Origin of the sequence: Limosilactobacillus gastricus DSM 16045 (genome assembly GCF_001434365.1) — a bacterium.
GTDB lineage: Bacteria > Bacillota > Bacilli > Lactobacillales > Lactobacillaceae > Limosilactobacillus > Limosilactobacillus gastricus.
Genome location: NZ_AZFN01000012.1, coordinates 46,023 through 63,453 on the forward strand (window position 1 = coordinate 46,023; position 17,431 = coordinate 63,453).

The 17,431-nt window shown below is 42.7% G+C and carries 17 protein-coding genes; 14 read left to right on the forward strand and 3 right to left on the reverse strand.

Annotated elements, in window-relative coordinates:
• Positions 1–39 precede the first annotated feature (39 nt).
• The 8 genes from guaB to FC60_RS05265 all read left to right on the forward strand — a co-directional run bounded on the left by guaB (position 40) and on the right by FC60_RS05265 (position 7,920).
• Positions 40–1,182, forward strand: coding sequence for an IMP dehydrogenase (guaB, locus tag FC60_RS05230; protein ID WP_056937388.1), 1,143 nt, complete (start codon positions 40–42; stop codon positions 1,180–1,182).
• Positions 1,183–1,336: 154 nt separating this feature from the next.
• A complete protein-coding gene (locus FC60_RS05235; protein WP_056937389.1) occupies positions 1,337–2,224 on the forward strand; it encodes an ABC transporter ATP-binding protein in 888 nt (295 codons plus the stop codon).
• On the forward strand, positions 2,217–2,960 hold the full coding sequence (locus FC60_RS05240; protein ID WP_056937390.1) for an ABC transporter permease: 744 nt from the start codon (positions 2,217–2,219) through the stop codon (positions 2,958–2,960). The genes FC60_RS05235 and FC60_RS05240 overlap by 8 nt, the downstream gene beginning before the upstream one ends.
• Positions 2,957–4,075 carry a sensor histidine kinase gene (locus FC60_RS05245; protein WP_056937391.1) on the forward strand — a complete coding sequence of 373 codons (1,119 nt, stop codon included), beginning with the start codon at positions 2,957–2,959 and terminating at the stop codon, positions 4,073–4,075. Before FC60_RS05240 ends, FC60_RS05245 begins: the two co-directional genes overlap by 4 nt.
• A complete protein-coding gene (locus FC60_RS05250; protein WP_056937392.1) occupies positions 4,068–4,673 on the forward strand; it encodes a response regulator transcription factor in 606 nt (201 codons plus the stop codon). Before FC60_RS05245 ends, FC60_RS05250 begins: the two co-directional genes overlap by 8 nt.
• A 102-nt stretch (positions 4,674–4,775) precedes the next feature.
• Positions 4,776–5,465 carry a response regulator transcription factor CroR gene (croR, locus tag FC60_RS05255; protein WP_056937393.1) on the forward strand — a complete coding sequence of 230 codons (690 nt, stop codon included), beginning with the start codon at positions 4,776–4,778 and terminating at the stop codon, positions 5,463–5,465.
• 96 nt (positions 5,466–5,561) lie between these two features.
• Complete coding sequence (locus tag FC60_RS05260) at positions 5,562–6,707, forward strand: sensor histidine kinase (RefSeq protein ID WP_056937394.1); 1,146 nt, start codon at positions 5,562–5,564, stop codon at positions 6,705–6,707.
• Positions 6,640–7,920, forward strand: a complete 1,281-nt coding sequence (locus FC60_RS05265) for a D-alanyl-D-alanine carboxypeptidase family protein (RefSeq protein ID WP_235806078.1) — start codon at positions 6,640–6,642, stop codon at positions 7,918–7,920. The genes FC60_RS05260 and FC60_RS05265 overlap by 68 nt, the downstream gene beginning before the upstream one ends.
• A 25-nt stretch (positions 7,921–7,945) precedes the next feature.
• Here the strand turns inward: FC60_RS05265 and FC60_RS05270 are convergent, their stop codons facing one another.
• From FC60_RS05270 to FC60_RS05280, 3 genes are all read right to left on the reverse strand, one after another.
• Positions 7,946–8,767 (reverse strand): hypothetical protein, encoded by an 822-nt coding sequence (locus tag FC60_RS05270; protein WP_056937395.1) that lies wholly within the window; start codon positions 8,765–8,767, stop codon positions 7,946–7,948.
• A 49-nt stretch (positions 8,768–8,816) separates the two neighbouring features.
• Positions 8,817–9,140: a hypothetical protein gene (locus FC60_RS05275; RefSeq protein ID WP_056937396.1), complete on the reverse strand. Its 324-nt coding sequence runs from the start codon at positions 9,138–9,140 to the stop codon at positions 8,817–8,819.
• Between the two features lie 184 nt (positions 9,141–9,324).
• Positions 9,325–10,509 carry an SAM-dependent methyltransferase gene (locus FC60_RS05280; protein ID WP_056937397.1) on the reverse strand — a complete coding sequence of 395 codons (1,185 nt, stop codon included), beginning with the start codon at positions 10,507–10,509 and terminating at the stop codon, positions 9,325–9,327.
• Positions 10,510–10,638: 129 nt separating this feature from the next.
• Here FC60_RS05280 and FC60_RS05285 point away from each other — a divergent pair, with 129 nt between their 5' ends.
• The 6 genes from FC60_RS05285 to purB all read left to right on the forward strand — a co-directional run bounded on the left by FC60_RS05285 (position 10,639) and on the right by purB (position 17,320).
• Complete coding sequence (locus tag FC60_RS05285) at positions 10,639–11,685, forward strand: AI-2E family transporter (RefSeq protein ID WP_056937398.1); 1,047 nt, start codon at positions 10,639–10,641, stop codon at positions 11,683–11,685.
• 63 nt (positions 11,686–11,748) lie between these two features.
• Positions 11,749–13,410, forward strand: coding sequence for a formate--tetrahydrofolate ligase (locus FC60_RS05290; protein ID WP_056937399.1), 1,662 nt, complete (start codon positions 11,749–11,751; stop codon positions 13,408–13,410).
• 89 nt (positions 13,411–13,499) lie between these two features.
• Positions 13,500–14,264 carry a carboxymuconolactone decarboxylase family protein gene (locus tag FC60_RS05295; RefSeq protein ID WP_056937400.1) on the forward strand — a complete coding sequence of 255 codons (765 nt, stop codon included), beginning with the start codon at positions 13,500–13,502 and terminating at the stop codon, positions 14,262–14,264.
• 136 nt (positions 14,265–14,400) lie between these two features.
• Positions 14,401–14,886, forward strand: a complete 486-nt coding sequence (purE, locus tag FC60_RS05300; protein WP_007122414.1) for a 5-(carboxyamino)imidazole ribonucleotide mutase — start codon at positions 14,401–14,403, stop codon at positions 14,884–14,886.
• Entirely contained in the window at positions 14,849–16,012 is a 1,164-nt protein-coding gene (purK, locus tag FC60_RS05305) for a 5-(carboxyamino)imidazole ribonucleotide synthase (protein WP_056937401.1), read from the forward strand. The genes purE and purK overlap by 38 nt, the downstream gene beginning before the upstream one ends.
• Before the next feature lie 12 nt (positions 16,013–16,024).
• Positions 16,025–17,320: an adenylosuccinate lyase gene (gene purB, locus FC60_RS05310; protein WP_056937402.1), complete on the forward strand. Its 1,296-nt coding sequence runs from the start codon at positions 16,025–16,027 to the stop codon at positions 17,318–17,320.
• The last annotated feature ends 111 nt before the right edge of the window (positions 17,321–17,431 follow it).

Sequence of the window (17,431 nt, forward strand, 5' to 3'; positions counted from 1 at the left end):
AATAATAAAAAAATATAGATTAAAAGGAGCATTAACAACATGTCTAACTGGGAAACTAAGTTTGCAAAGCAAGGATTAACTTTTGATGATGTTTTACTGATTCCAGCCGAAAGTAATGTCTTACCAAATGAAGTTGATTTAAGTGTGCAATTGACCGACAACATTAAGTTGAACCTGCCATTTATCAGTGCTGGGATGGATACGGTAACGGAAAGTTCCATGGCAATTGCGATGGCTTTACAAGGTGGAATGGGTGTAATTCATAAGAATATGTCCATCCAAGGGCAAGCCAGTGAAGTTGCAAATGTTAAAGGGGTTAGCTTGAACCAAAACTTCAATCGGGCGGCCGTTGATTCCCAAAACCGGCTCCTAGTGGCAGCTGCTGTCGGGGTAACTAGTGACACTTTTGATCGGGCCGAAGCCTTATTTAATGCCGGGGCGGATGCCATTGTGATTGATACTGCCCATGGTCATTCTGCGGGGGTTTTACGGAAAATCAAGGAAATTCGCGAACACTTCCCAGATAATACACTGATTGCTGGTAATGTTGCTACTGCTGAAGGCACGCGGGCCCTATTTGAAGCAGGGGTTGACGTGGTCAAAGTAGGGATTGGACCTGGTTCAATTTGTACTACGCGGGTCGTAGCTGGGGTGGGGGTTCCACAAATTACGGCGATTTATGATGCAGCTAGTGTTGCTCGTGAATATGGCAAGTCAATCATCGCTGATGGTGGAATTAAGTATTCTGGTGATATTGTCAAGGCCCTTGCGGCTGGTGGAAATGCGGTTATGTTAGGATCCATGCTTTCAGGGACGACCGAAGCACCTGGTGACTTATTCGAAGATAATGGTCACAAATTTAAGTCATACCGGGGCATGGGATCTATTGGTGCCATGGCACAATCCCATGGTTCATCAGATCGTTACTTCCAAGGTGGGGTCAATGAAGCCAATAAGTTAGTCCCAGAAGGAATCGAAGCTCGGGTTGAATATAAGGGGGACGTAGCGGATGTCGTCTTCCAAATGGTCGGGGGCTTACGTTCTGGAATGGGCTACTGCGGTGCAGAAAATATTCAAAAGTTGATCGATACCGCGCAATTCGTTAAGATTACGAATGCTGGTTTGCGGGAATCACATCCACATGATGTTCAAATCACTAAGGATGCTCCTAACTACAAGTAAAGATAGTAAAATAAAGAGATTGGCAAGAACTTTGTCAATCTCTTTTTGAATGCTTCTAAAAAGATGACAAATGTCATCCTAACTTGTGACAAGCGTGACTGAAAATTGATGATCGAAATTTCTATAATAATCCCAGAAAGAAAAGGTGATTATTATGACAATTTTAACAGTAGACCATGTCCAGAAGTCCTTTAATGGACGAAGGGTACTAAAAGATATTTCCTTTCAAATTGACCAAGGTGAAATCGTGGGAATTATCGGTCAAAATGGAGCTGGGAAATCAACCTTAATCAAGATCATTAATCAATTATTACCGGCTGATCAGGGTAAAATCACGTATTTTGGGCAAGCTAAAATTGATCGGGCCCAATTTGGTGTGATGAGTCAACGAAGTATGGTGATTCCACGGGTTACAGTAGCCGAAATGATTCAGTTCACGCAAGACTATTTTAGCCAACCACTGGCCTATCAAGAGTTGGTATCTCTATCGGGCTTACAAGCTTTTCAAAAAACCAAGGTTAGTCAGTTGTCAGGTGGGCAACGGCAACGCTTATCCTTTGCATTGGCGCTGACCGGCAATCCCAAACTCATCTTTTTAGATGAGCCAACGGTGGGGATGGATGTGAACAGTCGACGGGAGTTTTGGCAGCTGGTTCATACCTTACGGGACCAAGGCAAATCTTTTGTGATTACAAACCACTATCTCCAAGAAATTGAGGATTATGCCGATCGTTTATTAATTTTGCATCAGGGCTTGATTCAGTTTGATGGAACGATGGCTCAATTACGAGCGCAACACCGGACGACCACGGTGTCCTTTGTAAGTGACCTGCCGGCTGAAAAGCTTCGCCAACTGCCAGGAATTAGTAATTTAACGATTACCGGCACCAAAATAACTTTTACTGCCAATGACATGGCACCAGTCTATCGTTTTATTGATCAATATCATGACCAGATACAAGGTCTAAATATTAGTGATGACAGTTTGGAAACTTTATTTGTGCAAATGACAGGCGATCAAAAGGAGGAGCATCATGAATAAGTTTTTTAGTCAAACTTGGATCAATCTTAAACGCATTATTCTCCGTAACAAACGCTTTGTCTTCTTTGATGTTTTAATGCCCATTATCTTTTATTTGCTGTTTACGAGGGCTATGCCGATGACGAACCAAGGCAGTTGGTCCAAGGACTTTTTGATTTCCATGATCATTTATGCCAATCTTTTAGGTTCAGTTATCACGGTTGCCAACAATTTAACTACTGATCGGACCCAAGGATTGCTAACTTTTGTGACTTTATCAGAACGTTCTAAAGGATATTATTATGCGTCCATGGGCCTTGTTTTTTGGCTCTTAAATGTGGTTAGTGCATCCTTGGTGCTCTTGGTGGGCCTTTTAGCTTCGGGAATTAAATTGACTGGCTTTGAAATTAGTTACTTGTTGTTAGCCATGCCCTTAACCTGTCTGCCATTAGTTTTGCTAGGGATCATTTGTTCTCTCGTGGGTGATAATAGTGCCTCAGCAGGAATGGCGAATCTCTTGGTTTTTCCTATGGCGATGATCTCGGGTTTATGGTGGCCAATCACCGAAATGCCCCTTTGGCTACAAAAAATTGGCGAGTTAATGCCGACCTATGCCATTCAGACAATGACCAAGGAGGCCCTAAATAATCATTTCGCCAGCGGACAATTGATCAGTATTCTAATCTGGACATTTGGATTAATCTTTGTCATGATGTTGGTAAATCGATTCTGGGGAGTCAGGGAGACTACCATATGAAAAATTTTTATCAACAACATTTATCTTTTCCAGCTCGGCTCGGGATCGCTCCATATTATTGGTTAGTATGGATGGTCCCGGCTTTTGTGGTTACTAATGCTGGTGGCTTTAATTATCAAATGATGATTAGTAATTTGATTTTATTGCTGTTTATCAATATTTATCGGGACAGCTTCTGGCTCAAAAAGCCATATGTGACTTGGAATATTTATGTCCAGCTTATCATCTGTTTTTACTTTGCCATTGCCTATTCATATCTATATCTGTTTATTTTCCCATCTTTTTTAATCGGAGCCTTGCTCAATCTGGAAGATACCTTCTACCGTCAATTGACTGTCTTATATTTGGCAGTTAGCTTAGCCATCCTGATGACTTGGCTAATTGATCCGTCATTAATCCGGCCGGATTCTTGGGTGGGGGCGATCTTTTCCTTAATTGCGCCGTTGGTTAGTCGCTCTATGATCCGATCGCAACGTCGCCAGCGGCAGTTGGCAACTCGAAATCAGTTATTGGGCCAAGCTAACCAAGTCCGTGACAATGAACGGCAACGGATTGCGGCGGATTTACACGATAATGTGGGTCAAGCTTTTTCTCTACTAGCAGTGAAAGCAGACTTAGCTGAAAAAATTGTTGATCATGATCCGGAAAAAGCCAAACAAGAAATGCGTGATGTAGCCCAGACAGCTCGGGATAATCTGACTTTAATCCGCCAAATTGTGAGCGGTTTAACGACTCCCAATCTAATGGTGGCACTGGCAAAAATTCAGGAACAATTACCGATGGTGCAAATCGACTTTGCGGTTAGGGGGGATGATTTAGTAGCTCAATGGCCTCAAGAGATTGGATCAGTCATCATTAAGGTGATGCAAGAGGCAACTACAAATGTGATCCGGCACAGTCAGGCTCGGCATGTGACAATTACTTTTTCAGATGATTCACTATATCAAATGACTTATCAAGATGATGGGATTGGTCTCCGTACCACGAGCCAGCAGACCTTTGGACTAGCTGGCATCAAGCAGCGAGTAGAAGCAGTAGGGGGTCAGGTGGATTTTGAAAATCAAGGTGGTTTGGTGATAACAGTTCAAATTCCGAAAGGAGCATCAGATGATTAAAATTTATTTAGCTGAAGATCAAACCATGCTAAATTCAGCCTTAAAAATGATTCTCGAATTGGAGCCTGATTTTACGGTGGTTGGGACGGCCACTGATGGCGAACAAGCCTGCACAGAGATAAAAAATCTTCAACCAGATGTGGTAATTTTAGATATTGAAATGCCTAAACAATCCGGCTTGGTGGTGGCCCAAACAATTCGCCAGCAGGATTTACCAATTAAAATTGTGATATTAACGACTTTTGCCCGCTCCAATTATTTTCAAACGGCAATCAAAGCCCGCGTAAATGGCTACTTATTAAAAGATAGTCCCAGCGATTCGTTAATTAGTGCCATTCGTTCCATCATGCAGGGGAATGTGGTCTTTGATCCCCAATTAGTGGCCGGCGTCCTACATGAGGTGGACAACCCCTTATCAAAACGTGAACTGGAGGTATTACAGGCTTTAGAAAAAACGGCGACGACTAAGGAATTAGCTACCCAATTGTATCTCTCAGAGGGCACCATCCGGAATTATATTTCCGCCATTTTAAGCAAAACTGGGACTTCATCGCGCCTGGATGCCGTTAACTTGGCGCATCAAAAGGGCTGGCTATAAGCTAAATTTTCAAGTTTTTCTAAAACCTCGTTTAATCTCGAGCTAAATAAGAACAGAAACGTTATAATGAAGAATATTAGTGCGATTGAAAGGGGTTAGACCGTGAAAATTTTAGTAGTCGATGACGATCGTGAAATCGTTCAGTTGTTAGAAATTTATATCCGCAATGAAGGATACGAACCAGTAACGGCTTTTGATGGGAAAGAAGCCCTTTCCAAGTTAAATACTGATCATGAAATTGGCTTAATTATCCTTGATTTAATGATGCCAGAAATGGATGGAATGGAAGTTATTAAGCAGGTCCGGAAGGATTCGTCCGTGCCGATTTTAGTCTTGTCCGCTAAAACGGCTGATATGGATAAGATTCATGGTCTGGTATCGGGAGCTGATGATTATGTCACGAAACCCTTTAACCCATTAGAAGTGATGGCTCGGGTGAACTCCCTGTTACGGCGGAGTGAACATGAAGTGACTAATGACCAACCGGATGTGTTGCATGCGGGACCACTTGAAATCAATCAGGACTCGCATGAAGTAAAAACTTTAAAGGGTGACCAAATTCAATTAACTGCTTTAGAATTCGGGATCTTATATTTACTGGCCAGTCACCCGAACCGGGTTTTCAGTGCGGATGATATTTTTGAACGCGTTTGGAAACAAGAAAGCGTAGTTTCGGCGAAAACGGTAATGGTTCATGTTAGCCACTTGCGTGATAAAATTGAAGAAGCAACCGGTGGCGAAAAAGTGATCGAAACAGTTTGGGGTGTTGGCTATAAGGTGTCAGCACACTAAGATAGTCGAATAGGTCGTAAATTGGCTTCCGGAGGTTGATCTTCTTCTGGAAGCTAATTTTAGTTAAATAACGAAATTTAGATAAAGGGTAATGACATGTTAAAACTAACACGACGGGAAAAAAGTTCGCTCATTTTAGAAGGAATTCTAACCATCATCTTATTGGGCCTATTGAATTTAGCAGTCCTAACAATTTTACAAATTTTGATGGTCAATCAACCTGGAGTTAACCTGGGTTTCTTTGTGATGCAACAATCGGTCGCAGTGGGGCCGATTCGGATGCGGATTGTGGGGGCCCAACAAATTTTAGTAATTTTAATGTTAGTAGCGGATTTCGTGATTCTCTGGTGGCGGATGGTAAGGCGATATCACCAATACCAAATGGATCACATTATCAGTGAATTACATTATATTGCGCAAGGGCACCTAGACCATCGGATTCCCTTCAGTGTGAAGGGAGTTCAGCAGCATGTGATTACCAGTGTCAATGCCTTAGTTGATAGTACGGTTCGCTCTATGAAAGAAGAGCGCGAGATTGAAAAATCAAAGGACGAATTAATTACCAATGTCAGTCATGATTTACGGACGCCCTTAACGAGTATCATTGGTTATTTAGGCTTAATTGAGAATCATCAATACCGGAGCGAAGAGGAAATCGTGCAATTTGCCAATATTGCTTATAATAAAGCTCAACAAATGAAATCGATGGTCGATGACCTCTTTGAGTACACCAAAGTACAGTTTAATGCGGAAAAGCCAAAGTTTGTGGAAGTCGATCTTACCCAATTATTGGAACAAGTCAGTGCTAGTTTTGAATTGGAAGCTGAAAAGCATGGGATTCAGATGCAAACGGATTTTGCTCAAAGTCCTTTGATGGTCGAAGTGGTCCCGGATAAAATCGGTCGGGTTTTCAGTAATTTAGTTTCTAATGCCCTGAAATATGGCGATGGTTCGACTTATGTGCGGATTGCGACACGAGTCAAGGACGATCAAGTTGATATTACTGTCGCTAATGATGGCGTGCCGATTTCAGAAGAATCCGTGCAACATTTATTTGAACGCTTTTACCGGGTTGAATCATCGCGATCCAAGCAAACAGGCGGGACTGGACTGGGATTAGCGATTGTACAAAGTATTATTGAAACACATCACGGACATGTGGGGGTTAAGTCAGATGAATCAGCAACAACGTTTACGGTTTCCATTCCGTTACAACAGCCAAAAGATCAGCAAGCTCATTAAATGGTTTATTACCTGTTTAGCTGTGGTGGGCATGGTCGTGAGTCCTCTGGGCGCCACCACGGCGAAAGCGGCGACCATTGATGCTAATGCGGCCCTAGCGATTGATGCTTCTACGGGTCAGATTTTATATCAACAAAATGCGAAACAGAGTCTGCCAATCGCATCAATGAGCAAGTTGTTAACGATGATCGTGATTGAGCAAGAAATTAAAGCCGGGAAATTATCCTGGAATAGTCAGCTTAAGATAACGCAAGCCGAAGCGGAACTATCCGAAAACACGGAGTATTCCAATATCACTTTAGAAGCTGGCAAGTCTTATACGGTTAAAGAATTAGTGACCGCGGCGCTTTTAAAATCAGCGGATGCAGCCACGATTACCTTATCGCGGGCTACTGGTGATAACACGGCTGAATTTGCTCAAAAAATGACCAAAGCGGCTCGTAAAATTGGGGTAAAAGATGCCAAGATCTATAACGCGGTAGGTCTGACGAATGAACAAATGGGTACTTTTAAGACCAAGGGCGTTGCAGCGGATGCTGAAAATCAAATGTCGGCTGAAGATGTGGCGTTAATTGCCCAATATGTGATTAAGAAGTATCCTGACTTATTAAAGATTACGCAACAATCCAGTGCGACAGTAGCGGGACAGACCGTGGAGAATACGAATTCGCTCTTAACAGGTTTCACCTATCATAACCAGCAAGTTAAAATCGATGGCTTAAAAACGGGCACCTCTGATCAAGCGGGAAACTGCTTTGTAAGTACCGGTAAGTACCGTGGTCATCGGTTAATTACAGTGATTATGCATGCGGGTGGATCGGATAGTAGTAATCGTTTCACTCAGACGCAAAAATTATATGAAACGGTTCTCGGATCCTATAGTCCACATTGGTTAACGGCTAAGTATTCGGTTAAAGTTGCCCATGCGAAGTCAAAGAAAGTGAAACTGGTCTACCAGTCCGCAAGTTCTATTTGGGTAAAGAAAGGCACCAAGTTAAAGCAACCAAAGATCCAACTATTGAAAGCCTATCAGACCAAGAGCCATAAATTAAAGGCGCCTGTTAAGGCTAGTGATCTAGTTGCAAACGCGGTTTATCAGCAAGCCCAAGGGTTAAATGGTGGGAAACTTAAAGTGGCCCTCTATCCAGAAAAGTCATTACCAAAACTCAATGCTTTCATGGACTTCTTCCGGACAATTACGGGACAAAATTAGTTAAATGAAAAAGCGACTAGGGAAATTACTTGCTTCCCAGTCGCTTTTGTTTATATAAATACCACTGCATACTTACCCAAACGATGATAACAATTGTCAGCATGGCTACTCCGACAATAATCGTAATGGCCTGATAAAAATCGTGGGTGGCCGTGTAGGTTTTTAACATGATGGTTTGTAAAGTGAAAATTGATAATAAAGAAATGATCAAAGCCAAATTAGCATCTGCCATTAAGATGGCGTTGCGCTCCCGCCATGAACGGCGATAACGCATAATTGAACTACCGATATTATAAAAGGTATAGGTTGCAAGGGTGATGGTTTGAACCTCGCTAACTCTCGGCGGGGTCTTATGACTCAAGGTCAAAATAATTAAACCAATAAAGGCTGGAATAATCAAAAGAATTAAGTAACTAATAGTTTGATAGCCTCTTAGATTGTGATGACCGTGGTCAGGGTCCTGGGCTAAGTGAACCGCAATATAAAACCGCGAGATCACCAGAACTAAATAATAAACAGCTAAAGTAGTAAACCAGACGCTTAAATTAAAGATTCCCAGTCCAAAAGTGAAGGCAACGTATGCTAAATTGATGACAATGCTAAAAGATAGGGTGATTAAACGAGTAAAATGGTGATACTTTTTTAATTGTTGTAAATAGTAGTTGTGTAAATAAAGCTGACGAAGAAAGAGACCACCAGCCAGGAGGTCAATTCCAAAAAGGACGCCAGATAAGATACAAATGATTACAAGATAGGGAGTAGTAAGAAAACGATTGATAAAGATCGGGTATTGGAGGACCAATAGGATCAGATTGAGCCCGATTAACAGACGTGTTCGATTGTTCAAGCTGGACCTCCTTAGTAATTTATCAACCATTATAACTTGTTTATTATCCCTAGAACAATAGGTTTAAAGTCGGAAAACCACCTTGAGCATAATAGATCATCCCCATTACTGCTAAAGCAATTAAGAGGGCGGGAAGCCCGATGGTTAGACGATTAGTAATTGATAGCCATGGCGTGAGTATTCGTGGTGCTAAGAGCAGGGATAAGCTGATCGCAAGGGCCAAACTTGCAACAAAGGTAGTGGCTGATAACAGTCCTAAGGGCAGATTAACCCAAAATAAAATTACCGAGCCGATAATACCAATGAGAGCCATTCCCCAAACTAAGTAACGCGTGCCAGTAAATAAGTATGAAATAGTTTTATCGATAAGCATAAGAACCTCCTGTAATGCTGTGCTGCTGTTTCGATAAACCTATCATAGCTAAGCAAACTTGCTGAAAACACCACAACAATGGTGAAAAGTGTTGGATGGACACAAAAAAAGAGGGGGATAAGAAACCAAGTAACATTTCTGTCCACCTTCTTTACTCACACTAGTTGTAATTGAGGTCAAAAAATTAGTTATGCATATAATCGCGGGTCATTGGGAGACTCTTTCCAGACGCTCCCTTGGTGATTAGGTATTGAATGACGTCAATATTACCAGATTCAAAGGAAGCGGCGCAGGCTTGGAGATATAGATCCCACATGAGCACAAAGCGTTCGCCCATCATATCGGTGATTTCACCGCGATACTCATTAAAGTTGCGATCCCAGATTTCTAGGGTTCGTTGGTAATGACGCCGCAGCATTTCCATGTCGGCGATTTGTAAGTGGGCATCTTCGATATGACCGATTAATTCAGTTAGACCAGCGATGTAACCACCAGGGAAGATATATTTATCGATCCAGCCGTTGTAGGCCCCTCCCTGTTGCCGAGTGATCCCGTGGATTAAGGCGACTCCATCATCTTTGAGATAACGAGCTACATCTTGGAAGTAAAGGCCTAAGTTTTCCTTCCCGACGTGTTCAAACATCCCCACGGAAGTGATGTAATCCCATTGCTGATCACCGAGTTCACGGTAATCAATCAAGTGGACTTCGGCAACGTCAGCTAAGTGCTCTTCATCGATCGTCCGTTGCACATGTTTAAATTGCTCTTCACTTAAAGTTACCCCGGTAACCTTAAGACCGTATTCACGTGCCGCAGTCAGCATTAAGGTTCCCCAGCCACATCCAATATCGAGTAAGGCTTTGCCGGGTTGAGGATCAAGCTTCTTTAAAATATGATGAACTTTATCAATTTGGGCTTGCTCTAAATCGTTATCGACATTGTTGTCAGTGAAGTAGGCACAGGAATAGGTCATGGTTGGATCTAACCAAATTTGATAGAAATCATTCCCAACATCGTAGTGACTTTGTACATCATTTTTACTTTGTTGTTCACTATGACCACGTTGCTTGGGTAAGAAGCGCCGATATTTGGAGCTACGCATAAAGCTGTCGGCACTGTTGTAAGCCGCGAAGATAAGCTTTTGCAGACTACCATCGACTTCGATTTTCTTATCCATAATGGCTTCACCTAGGGTAATCGAAGCGTTTTTGGTGATTTCGCGGATACTAATCTTTTCATTGAATTTAATCGTAACTTCCGGTTCGCCGTCACCGTAAATTGCTGACCGGCCATCCCAATAAATAACTTTGACGGTTAAACCATTAAAAGACCGACTAAGTAATTGCTTATAAAAAGTTTTCTCTAACATAAATGTCCCTCAAATATAAATTAAATATTTATCTTAGTATACACCTTCTCAAATAGTGATGTAATTAATATGGTGCAGGGATAAAGCGATTTTGTTAAGATAGCAGTAATCAAACATTGGAGGAAACAGATGGAAAGTTCTTGGCAACGATTTATCAATAACACAATCTTACGACGGACCGTAGTATTGGTCGCCATTATCTTTGTATTATGGTATGTTCGGGCCGTTATGACGGAAATTTTATTGACCTTTATTTTTACTTATTTAATCGTTCATTGGTTACGGTTAGTTCAGCGGTGGTTACCCAAATTACCAACGGCCATTACCGCCGTTGTTACTTATGCGATTATTATTTTCTTGGCCTATGTTGGGCTGACCAAGTATATGCCGATCCTCATTAACCAAATCGTTCGGATGGTCGATTACGTGATTAATTTTTCGCAAAGTAATGATATGACTTGGTTTACCCAATATATTACCCGTTATGTCAGCATGTCGACCATTACTACCCAGCTTCGTCACTGGGTCACGATTGGGATTAGTACTTTAACTAGTGTGGGGACCTTTAGTTTCTCCTTTGTCATGGCCGTGATTTTAAGTTTCTTCTATTCCATTGAATTGAAACAAATGAATGGCTTTTCTCGCTCCTTTTTGGATAGTAATGTGGCCGGTTGGTTCTTCCGGGACCTATATTACTTTGGTCAGAAGTTTGTAAATACTTTTGGGGTCGTCCTTGAGGCCCAATTCTTTATCGCTATCACCAATACTGTTATTACGACGGTTTGCTTAATCGTAATGCAAATGCCACAGATTGTTGCCTTGTCAGTAATGGTCTTTGCCTTCTCATTAGTGCCGGTGGCTGGGGTTATTATTTCCCTCATTCCATTGTGTATGGTTGGTTATAGCACTGGTGGGATCAAGTACATTATTTACATTCTAATTATGATTGCGGTAATTCACGTAATTGAAGCTTATGTCTTAAATCCGAAATTCATGGCTTCGCGGACCCAACTACCAATTTTTTATACCTTCGTCGTGCTTTTGGTTGGTGAACATTTCTTTGGCGTTTGGGGCCTAATTGTCGGGGTGCCAATATTTACCTTCTTCCTCGATATTTTAGGGGTGAAGTCCTTTACTAAATCAAAAACCAACAAAATCAATTTACAAAAGCGATAAGTTCGTATATTATTAACTTGTAAATAAAACGTAGCTGATAATGTTCGTGAAAAGGAGAAAATCATGCCAACGGATTTAGAAATTGCTAGTCAAGCTAAAATGCAACCAATTAGCGAAATTGCTGCCTCAATTGGTTTAAGTGCCGATGATATTGAACAATACGGAAAGTATAAGGCCAAGATAAATTTGCCAGTTAAGGAAACACCGGACAAAAAACATAGGTTGGTCTTGGTTACTTCTATTAATCCAACTCCAGCGGGCGAAGGTAAATCAACCATTCTAGTTGGTTTGGGAGATGCTCTAGCGAAGTTAAATCACCAAACGATTATTGCCATGCGGGAACCATCGATGGGACCGGTATTTGGTGTTAAGGGGGGTGCTACTGGGGGTGGTTACAGCCAAGTAGTCCCAATGGAGGATATTAACTTACACTTCACGGGGGATTTTCATGCCCTCACGAGTGCTAATAATACTTTAGCAGCCTTGATTGATAATTATATTATGCGGGATAATGCCCTTGGCCTTGATCCACGGCGGATTATCTGGAAACGGGTTGAGGACGTTAATGATCGGGCCCTTCGGAATGTAGTAACTGGTTTAGGTGGCCTTATGCAAGGCGTTCCACGTGAAACTGGTTTTGATATTACGCCAGCTTCAGAATTGATGGCAATTTTGTGTTTGTCGACTGATTTAATGGATCTCAAGCGGCGGGTCAACCAAATTGTGGTTGGTTACACCTACCAAAAAGAACCGGTAACGGTGGAACAATTAGGTTTTGCGGATGCCATCACGATTCTTTTAAAGGATGCCATTAAGCCAAACTTAGTTCAGACTTTAGCTCACACTCCAGCCATTGTGCATGGAGGACCATTCGCTAATATCGCCCATGGATGTAACAGTGTGCTCGCTACGAAGACAGCCCTACAACTGGCTGACTATACCGTAATGGAAGCCGGCTTTGGGGCTGACTTAGGGGCTGAAAAGTTCATGGACATTAAGACGCGGGCTTTGGATAAGCATCCAGACGCCGTGGTGGTCGTGGCAACTGTGCGGGCTTTGAAGTACAACGGTGGGGCACAATTAGCTGATCTGCAAAATGAAGATTTAGATGCTTTACAAAATGGTCTGAAGAACTTGAACCGTCATATTCAAAACGTTCAACGCTTTGGCGTACCAATGGTTGTTGCCATTAACCATTTTGTATCTGATACGGATGCGGAATTAGCGATGATTACCGAAAATTGCCAATCGCTAGGGGTTAATGTTGTGACAGCCGATGCCTGGGCGAAGGGCGGTGAAGGTACCTTAGATCTAGCTGAAGAAGTGGTCCGCTTGGCAGATCAACCAGCTGATTTTCACCATCTCTACTCGCTGGATCAAACGATTGAAGAAAAAGTGACTACCATCGCGACGAAAGTTTATGGGGCCGCCCGGGTTGAATTTAGCAAGAAAGCGAAGAACCAATTAAAACAATTCGCTGACCGTGGCTGGAATGACATGCCTGTATGTATTGCTAAGACCCAATATTCCTTTACGGATGATCAAACTCAATTAGGTGCGCCAACTGATTTTGTCTTCCACATTCGGGAATTTGTACCCAAATTAGGGGCTGGTTTCGTAGTTGCTTTGTCAGGGAATATGTTAACCATGCCAGGTCTTTCAAAGACTCCCGCAGCGGTTAAGATGACCATTGACGAAGAGGGAACGATTACTGGTTTATTCTAAATGAAAGGATCCGTGGTGATCCTTTTTTAATTACATTGAAATAAAAATGGGTGTATATTAAGGAAAACAAACAAATGGAGGATCTGAAAATGGCTAAAATTGTACAAACCGCTGGACGAGACCGCTTAGGTGATTTTGCACCGGAATTCGCACACTTCAATGATGATGTTTTGTTTGGTGAAAATTGGAATAACCAAGATATTGATCTTAAAACCCGGAGTATTATCGTTATCTCAGTCTTTATGGGACGGGGGTTAGTAGATGATTCCCTCAAATTTCATTTGCAAACGGCTAAGAAAAATGGGGTAACCAAGCGTGAAATTGCGGCAATTATTACACATGCGGCTTTTTATGCTGGTTGGCCCGTAGCGTGGGCAGTTTTTAATTTAGCAAAGGATGTCTGGGATGAGGATGAAGCTAGTACGAGTGATCAAGCCCGGGATGCTTATCAAAAATCACTGTTCTTCCCGATCGGGAATCCTAACGATGCTTATGCTAAATACTTTGTTGGCCAAAGTTACTTAGCTTCCGTTTGTGAAGATCCTTTCCCAATCCATAATGTTACTTTTGAACCCGGTTGCCGAAACAATTGGCATATTCACCATGCGGATAAAGGGGGTGGCCAGGCTCTAATCTGCGTTGGTGGACGCGGCTGGTACCAAGAATGGGGGAAGGACCCGGTAGAAATGACTCCGGGAACGGTGATTGAAATCCCCGCTGGTGTTAAGCATTGGCATGGGGCCGCAGCTGATTCTTGGTTCTCCCACTTAGCCTTTGGAATTCCGGGAGAAAACCCATCCAATGAATGGTTAGAAGCTGTGTCTGATGAACAGTATCAACAATTAGAAAAATAAGATTACAAGGTAAGAAGCTAGCTCACTGGTTAGCTTCTTTTGTTTTCCGAACATTAAAAGTAAATAAGAATCAATCGTTCTTGAATTTAGGGGGATTGTTTGGTATTCTGAAAACAGATTTTGAGGAGGCAATAAAATGAGTCAAATTAGTGTTGTGATGGGTAGTACATCCGACTGGCCCACCGTTAAATTAGCTTGTGATATTCTGGATGAATTTGGCGTTGACTATGATAAGCATGTGGTATCAGCTCATCGAATGCCAGACGAAATGTTCGCCTTTGCTAAAAGTGCGGTTGCTAATGGGACTAAGGTGATCATTGCTTGTGCTGGGGGTGCAGCGCACTTGCCAGGAATGGTGGCGGCCAATACCCCGTTACCAGTCATTGGGATTCCGGCCAAGACTAGTGCCCTAGGTGGCATGGATTCTTTATTATCAATTGTTCAAATGCCAGCCGGAATTCCGGTTGCCACAACGGCCATTGGGGCGGCAGGAGCCAAAAATGCCGCTTTGCTAGCTTTGCAGATTTTAGGAACTAGTGACCCAGCAATTCAAAACCAAATTGTGGAATATCGGCAAAAGATGCATGACCAAGCGGTCGAAAGCGAGGCAGATCTTGGCTAAGATGTTATTACCGGGTAGTACGATTGGCATCATTGGCGGTGGTCAGTTAGGGCAAATGATGGCCTTGGATGCCAAAGAGAATGGGATGCAAGTCGTGATTCTAGATCCCACACCGGCATGTCCAGCTGGTCAAGTGGCTGACCATCAAATCGTCGCGGACTATGATGATTTTTCCGCCATTGAAGAATTAGCACATCGGTCCGATGTCTTAACTTATGAATTTGAGAATGTGGATTTAGCTGCTTTAGAAAAAGTCGCTGATCAAGTAGCAATTCCCCAAGGGACGGAATTGTTGCGGATTACGAAGGATCGCTTACGTGAAAAACGCTTTTTGCGGGTTGCCAAAGTTCAAACCGCTCCCTTCATGGAAGTGGAAAGTGAAGCTGATTTAGAAAAGGCCTTGGCTTCAATTGGGTATCCTGCCGTTTTAAAGACCGCCCAAGGTGGTTATGATGGTCATGGGCAAGCCGTACTTAAAAGTGCAGCGGATTTGTCAGCTGCTCAGGCCGTTTTAGCAGCCGGGAGTTGTATCTTAGAAGGCTGGGTTGATTTTGACTTGGAATGCTCCGTGATGGTAGCCCGTAATACGGATGGTGAGGTTGTAACTTTCCCAGTCGCCGAAAATATTCATCACAATGAGATTCTTCATAAGACGATTGTCCCAGCACGGATCAGCCCTCAATTACAGGATCGAGCGCGTCAAATGGCCGTTCAAATTGCGGAACAGTTGGATTTGAAAGGTATCTTAGGGGTGGAAATGTTCGTTAAACGGGATGGCGACATTTATATTAATGAGCTGGCACCTCGTCCCCATAATTCTGGTCATTATTCCATAGAGGCCTGTGATTTTTCACAATTCGCCATGCATAACCGGGCCATTTTGAACTGGCCATTACCAGAAGTTACCTTATTAAAACCAGCCATTATGGTCAATGTGTTAGGACAACACGTCAAACCAGTTCAAGCACTGATTTCTCAAAAGTCAAATTGGCATTTTCATGATTATGGAAAAGCAGAATCACGTGAGAACCGTAAAATGGGGCACGTCACAATTTTGACAGATGATTTAGAAACCACCCTTGCTGAAATTGCGGATACCAAAGTTTGGCAAGCAGAAGAACAATAGGAGAACTAATTTATGATTGATCGTTATACTCGCCCAGAAATGGGTGCCATTTGGACGGATGAAAACAAATACAATTGTTGGCTAGCGGTGGAAATCGCGGTCGATGAAGCTTGGGCCGAAGCAGGTCATATTCCGGCAGAAGATGTTGAAAAGATTAAGCAAAATGCTAAATTTAGTGTTGACCGAATCAATGAAATCGAAGCCGTTACCCACCACGACGTGATTGCTTTCACCCGGACAGTTTCGGAATCCTTGGGGGATGAAAAGAAGTGGGTACATTACGGTTTGACGAGTACTGATGTGGTTGATACGGCGCAAGGTTACCAATTAAAACAAGCTAATGATATCTTACGTCAAGATTTACAAGACTTTATCGATATTCTAGCCAAGCGAGCCCTTGAATTTAAGGACACGGTTTGCATGGGTCGGACGCATGGGATTCATGCGGAACCAACGACTTTTGGTCTGAAGTTTGCCCGTTGGTATGCGGAATTAAAGCGGGATCAAGAACGCTTTGAACACGCTGCTAAAGGGGTTGAAGCGGGTAAGATTAGCGGGGCCGTTGGGACTTTTGCCGAAGTTGATCCTTTCATCCAAGATGCTGTCTGTAAAAAACTAGGCCTGCATTCGCAAGAGATTTCGACGCAAGTCTTACCAAGGGACCTCCATGCCGAATACATTGCTGCCATGGCACTTTGTGCTACCAGCATTGAAAATATTGCTACCGAAATTCGGGCTTTACAACGGACCGAAATTCATGAAGTTGAAGAACACTTTGCTAAGGGCCAAAAAGGTTCTTCCGCGATGCCACACAAGCGGAATCCGATCGGTTCAGAAAATATGACCGGGATGGCTCGTTTATTGCGTGGGCACGTGGTGACGGCGTACGAAAATGATGCCCTTTGGCACGAACGTGATATTTCACACTCCAGTGCCGAACGGGTGATCTTGCCAGATACCACGATTGGTCTTGATTACATGCTTCACCGGATGGGCAATATTTTGAAGAATCTAGATGTCTTCCCTGAAACGATGAAGCGGAACATGGATAAGACCTTAGGTTTGATTTACAGTGGCCGGGTTCTGTTGAAGTTAGTGGAAAGCGGCTTGAGTCGGGAAGCGGCTTATGATTTAATTCAACCTTACACTGCTAAGTGTTGGGCTGAACAAATCCCATTCCGGCCTTTGCTAGAAGCCGATCCAACTATTCAAAAGCAATTATCAAAGGAAAAATTAGATGAAGCCTTTGATTACCACTGGCACTTACGTAATGTTGACGAAATTTTCCATCGCGTTGGTCTAGATTAAAGTAGTTAAAGATAGATCTTAATAAAGTTAAGGGTTTGGCAGCTTGCCAAACCCTTTTTATCTGGGGACGATTAAATCACAATCAAAACACGAACAATAAAGATCAAAAGT

Excerpts from the sequence above, each read along its gene's own strand:
- guaB (WP_056937388.1), top strand. The coding sequence starts at position 40 with ATGTCTAACTGGGAAACTAAGTTTGCAAAGCAAGGATTAACTTTTGAT.
- FC60_RS05235 (WP_056937389.1), top strand. The coding sequence starts at position 1,337 with ATGACAATTTTAACAGTAGACCATGTCCAGAAGTCCTTTAATGGACGA.
- FC60_RS05240 (WP_056937390.1), top strand. The coding sequence starts at position 2,217 with ATGAATAAGTTTTTTAGTCAAACTTGGATCAATCTTAAACGCATTATT.
- FC60_RS05245 (WP_056937391.1), top strand. The coding sequence starts at position 2,957 with ATGAAAAATTTTTATCAACAACATTTATCTTTTCCAGCTCGGCTCGGG.
- FC60_RS05250 (WP_056937392.1), top strand. The coding sequence starts at position 4,068 with ATGATTAAAATTTATTTAGCTGAAGATCAAACCATGCTAAATTCAGCC.
- FC60_RS05260 (WP_056937394.1), top strand. The coding sequence starts at position 5,562 with ATGTTAAAACTAACACGACGGGAAAAAAGTTCGCTCATTTTAGAAGGA.
- FC60_RS05265 (WP_235806078.1), top strand. The coding sequence starts at position 6,640 with ATGAATCAGCAACAACGTTTACGGTTTCCATTCCGTTACAACAGCCAA.
- FC60_RS05275 (WP_056937396.1), bottom strand. The coding sequence starts at position 9,140 with ATGCTTATCGATAAAACTATTTCATACTTATTTACTGGCACGCGTTAC.
- FC60_RS05280 (WP_056937397.1), bottom strand. The coding sequence starts at position 10,509 with ATGTTAGAGAAAACTTTTTATAAGCAATTACTTAGTCGGTCTTTTAAT.
- FC60_RS05285 (WP_056937398.1), top strand. The coding sequence starts at position 10,639 with ATGGAAAGTTCTTGGCAACGATTTATCAATAACACAATCTTACGACGG.
- FC60_RS05290 (WP_056937399.1), top strand. The coding sequence starts at position 11,749 with ATGCCAACGGATTTAGAAATTGCTAGTCAAGCTAAAATGCAACCAATT.
- FC60_RS05295 (WP_056937400.1), top strand. The coding sequence starts at position 13,500 with ATGGCTAAAATTGTACAAACCGCTGGACGAGACCGCTTAGGTGATTTT.
- purE (WP_007122414.1), top strand. The coding sequence starts at position 14,401 with ATGAGTCAAATTAGTGTTGTGATGGGTAGTACATCCGACTGGCCCACC.
- purK (WP_056937401.1), top strand. The coding sequence starts at position 14,849 with ATGACCAAGCGGTCGAAAGCGAGGCAGATCTTGGCTAAGATGTTATTA.
- purB (WP_056937402.1), top strand. The coding sequence starts at position 16,025 with ATGATTGATCGTTATACTCGCCCAGAAATGGGTGCCATTTGGACGGAT.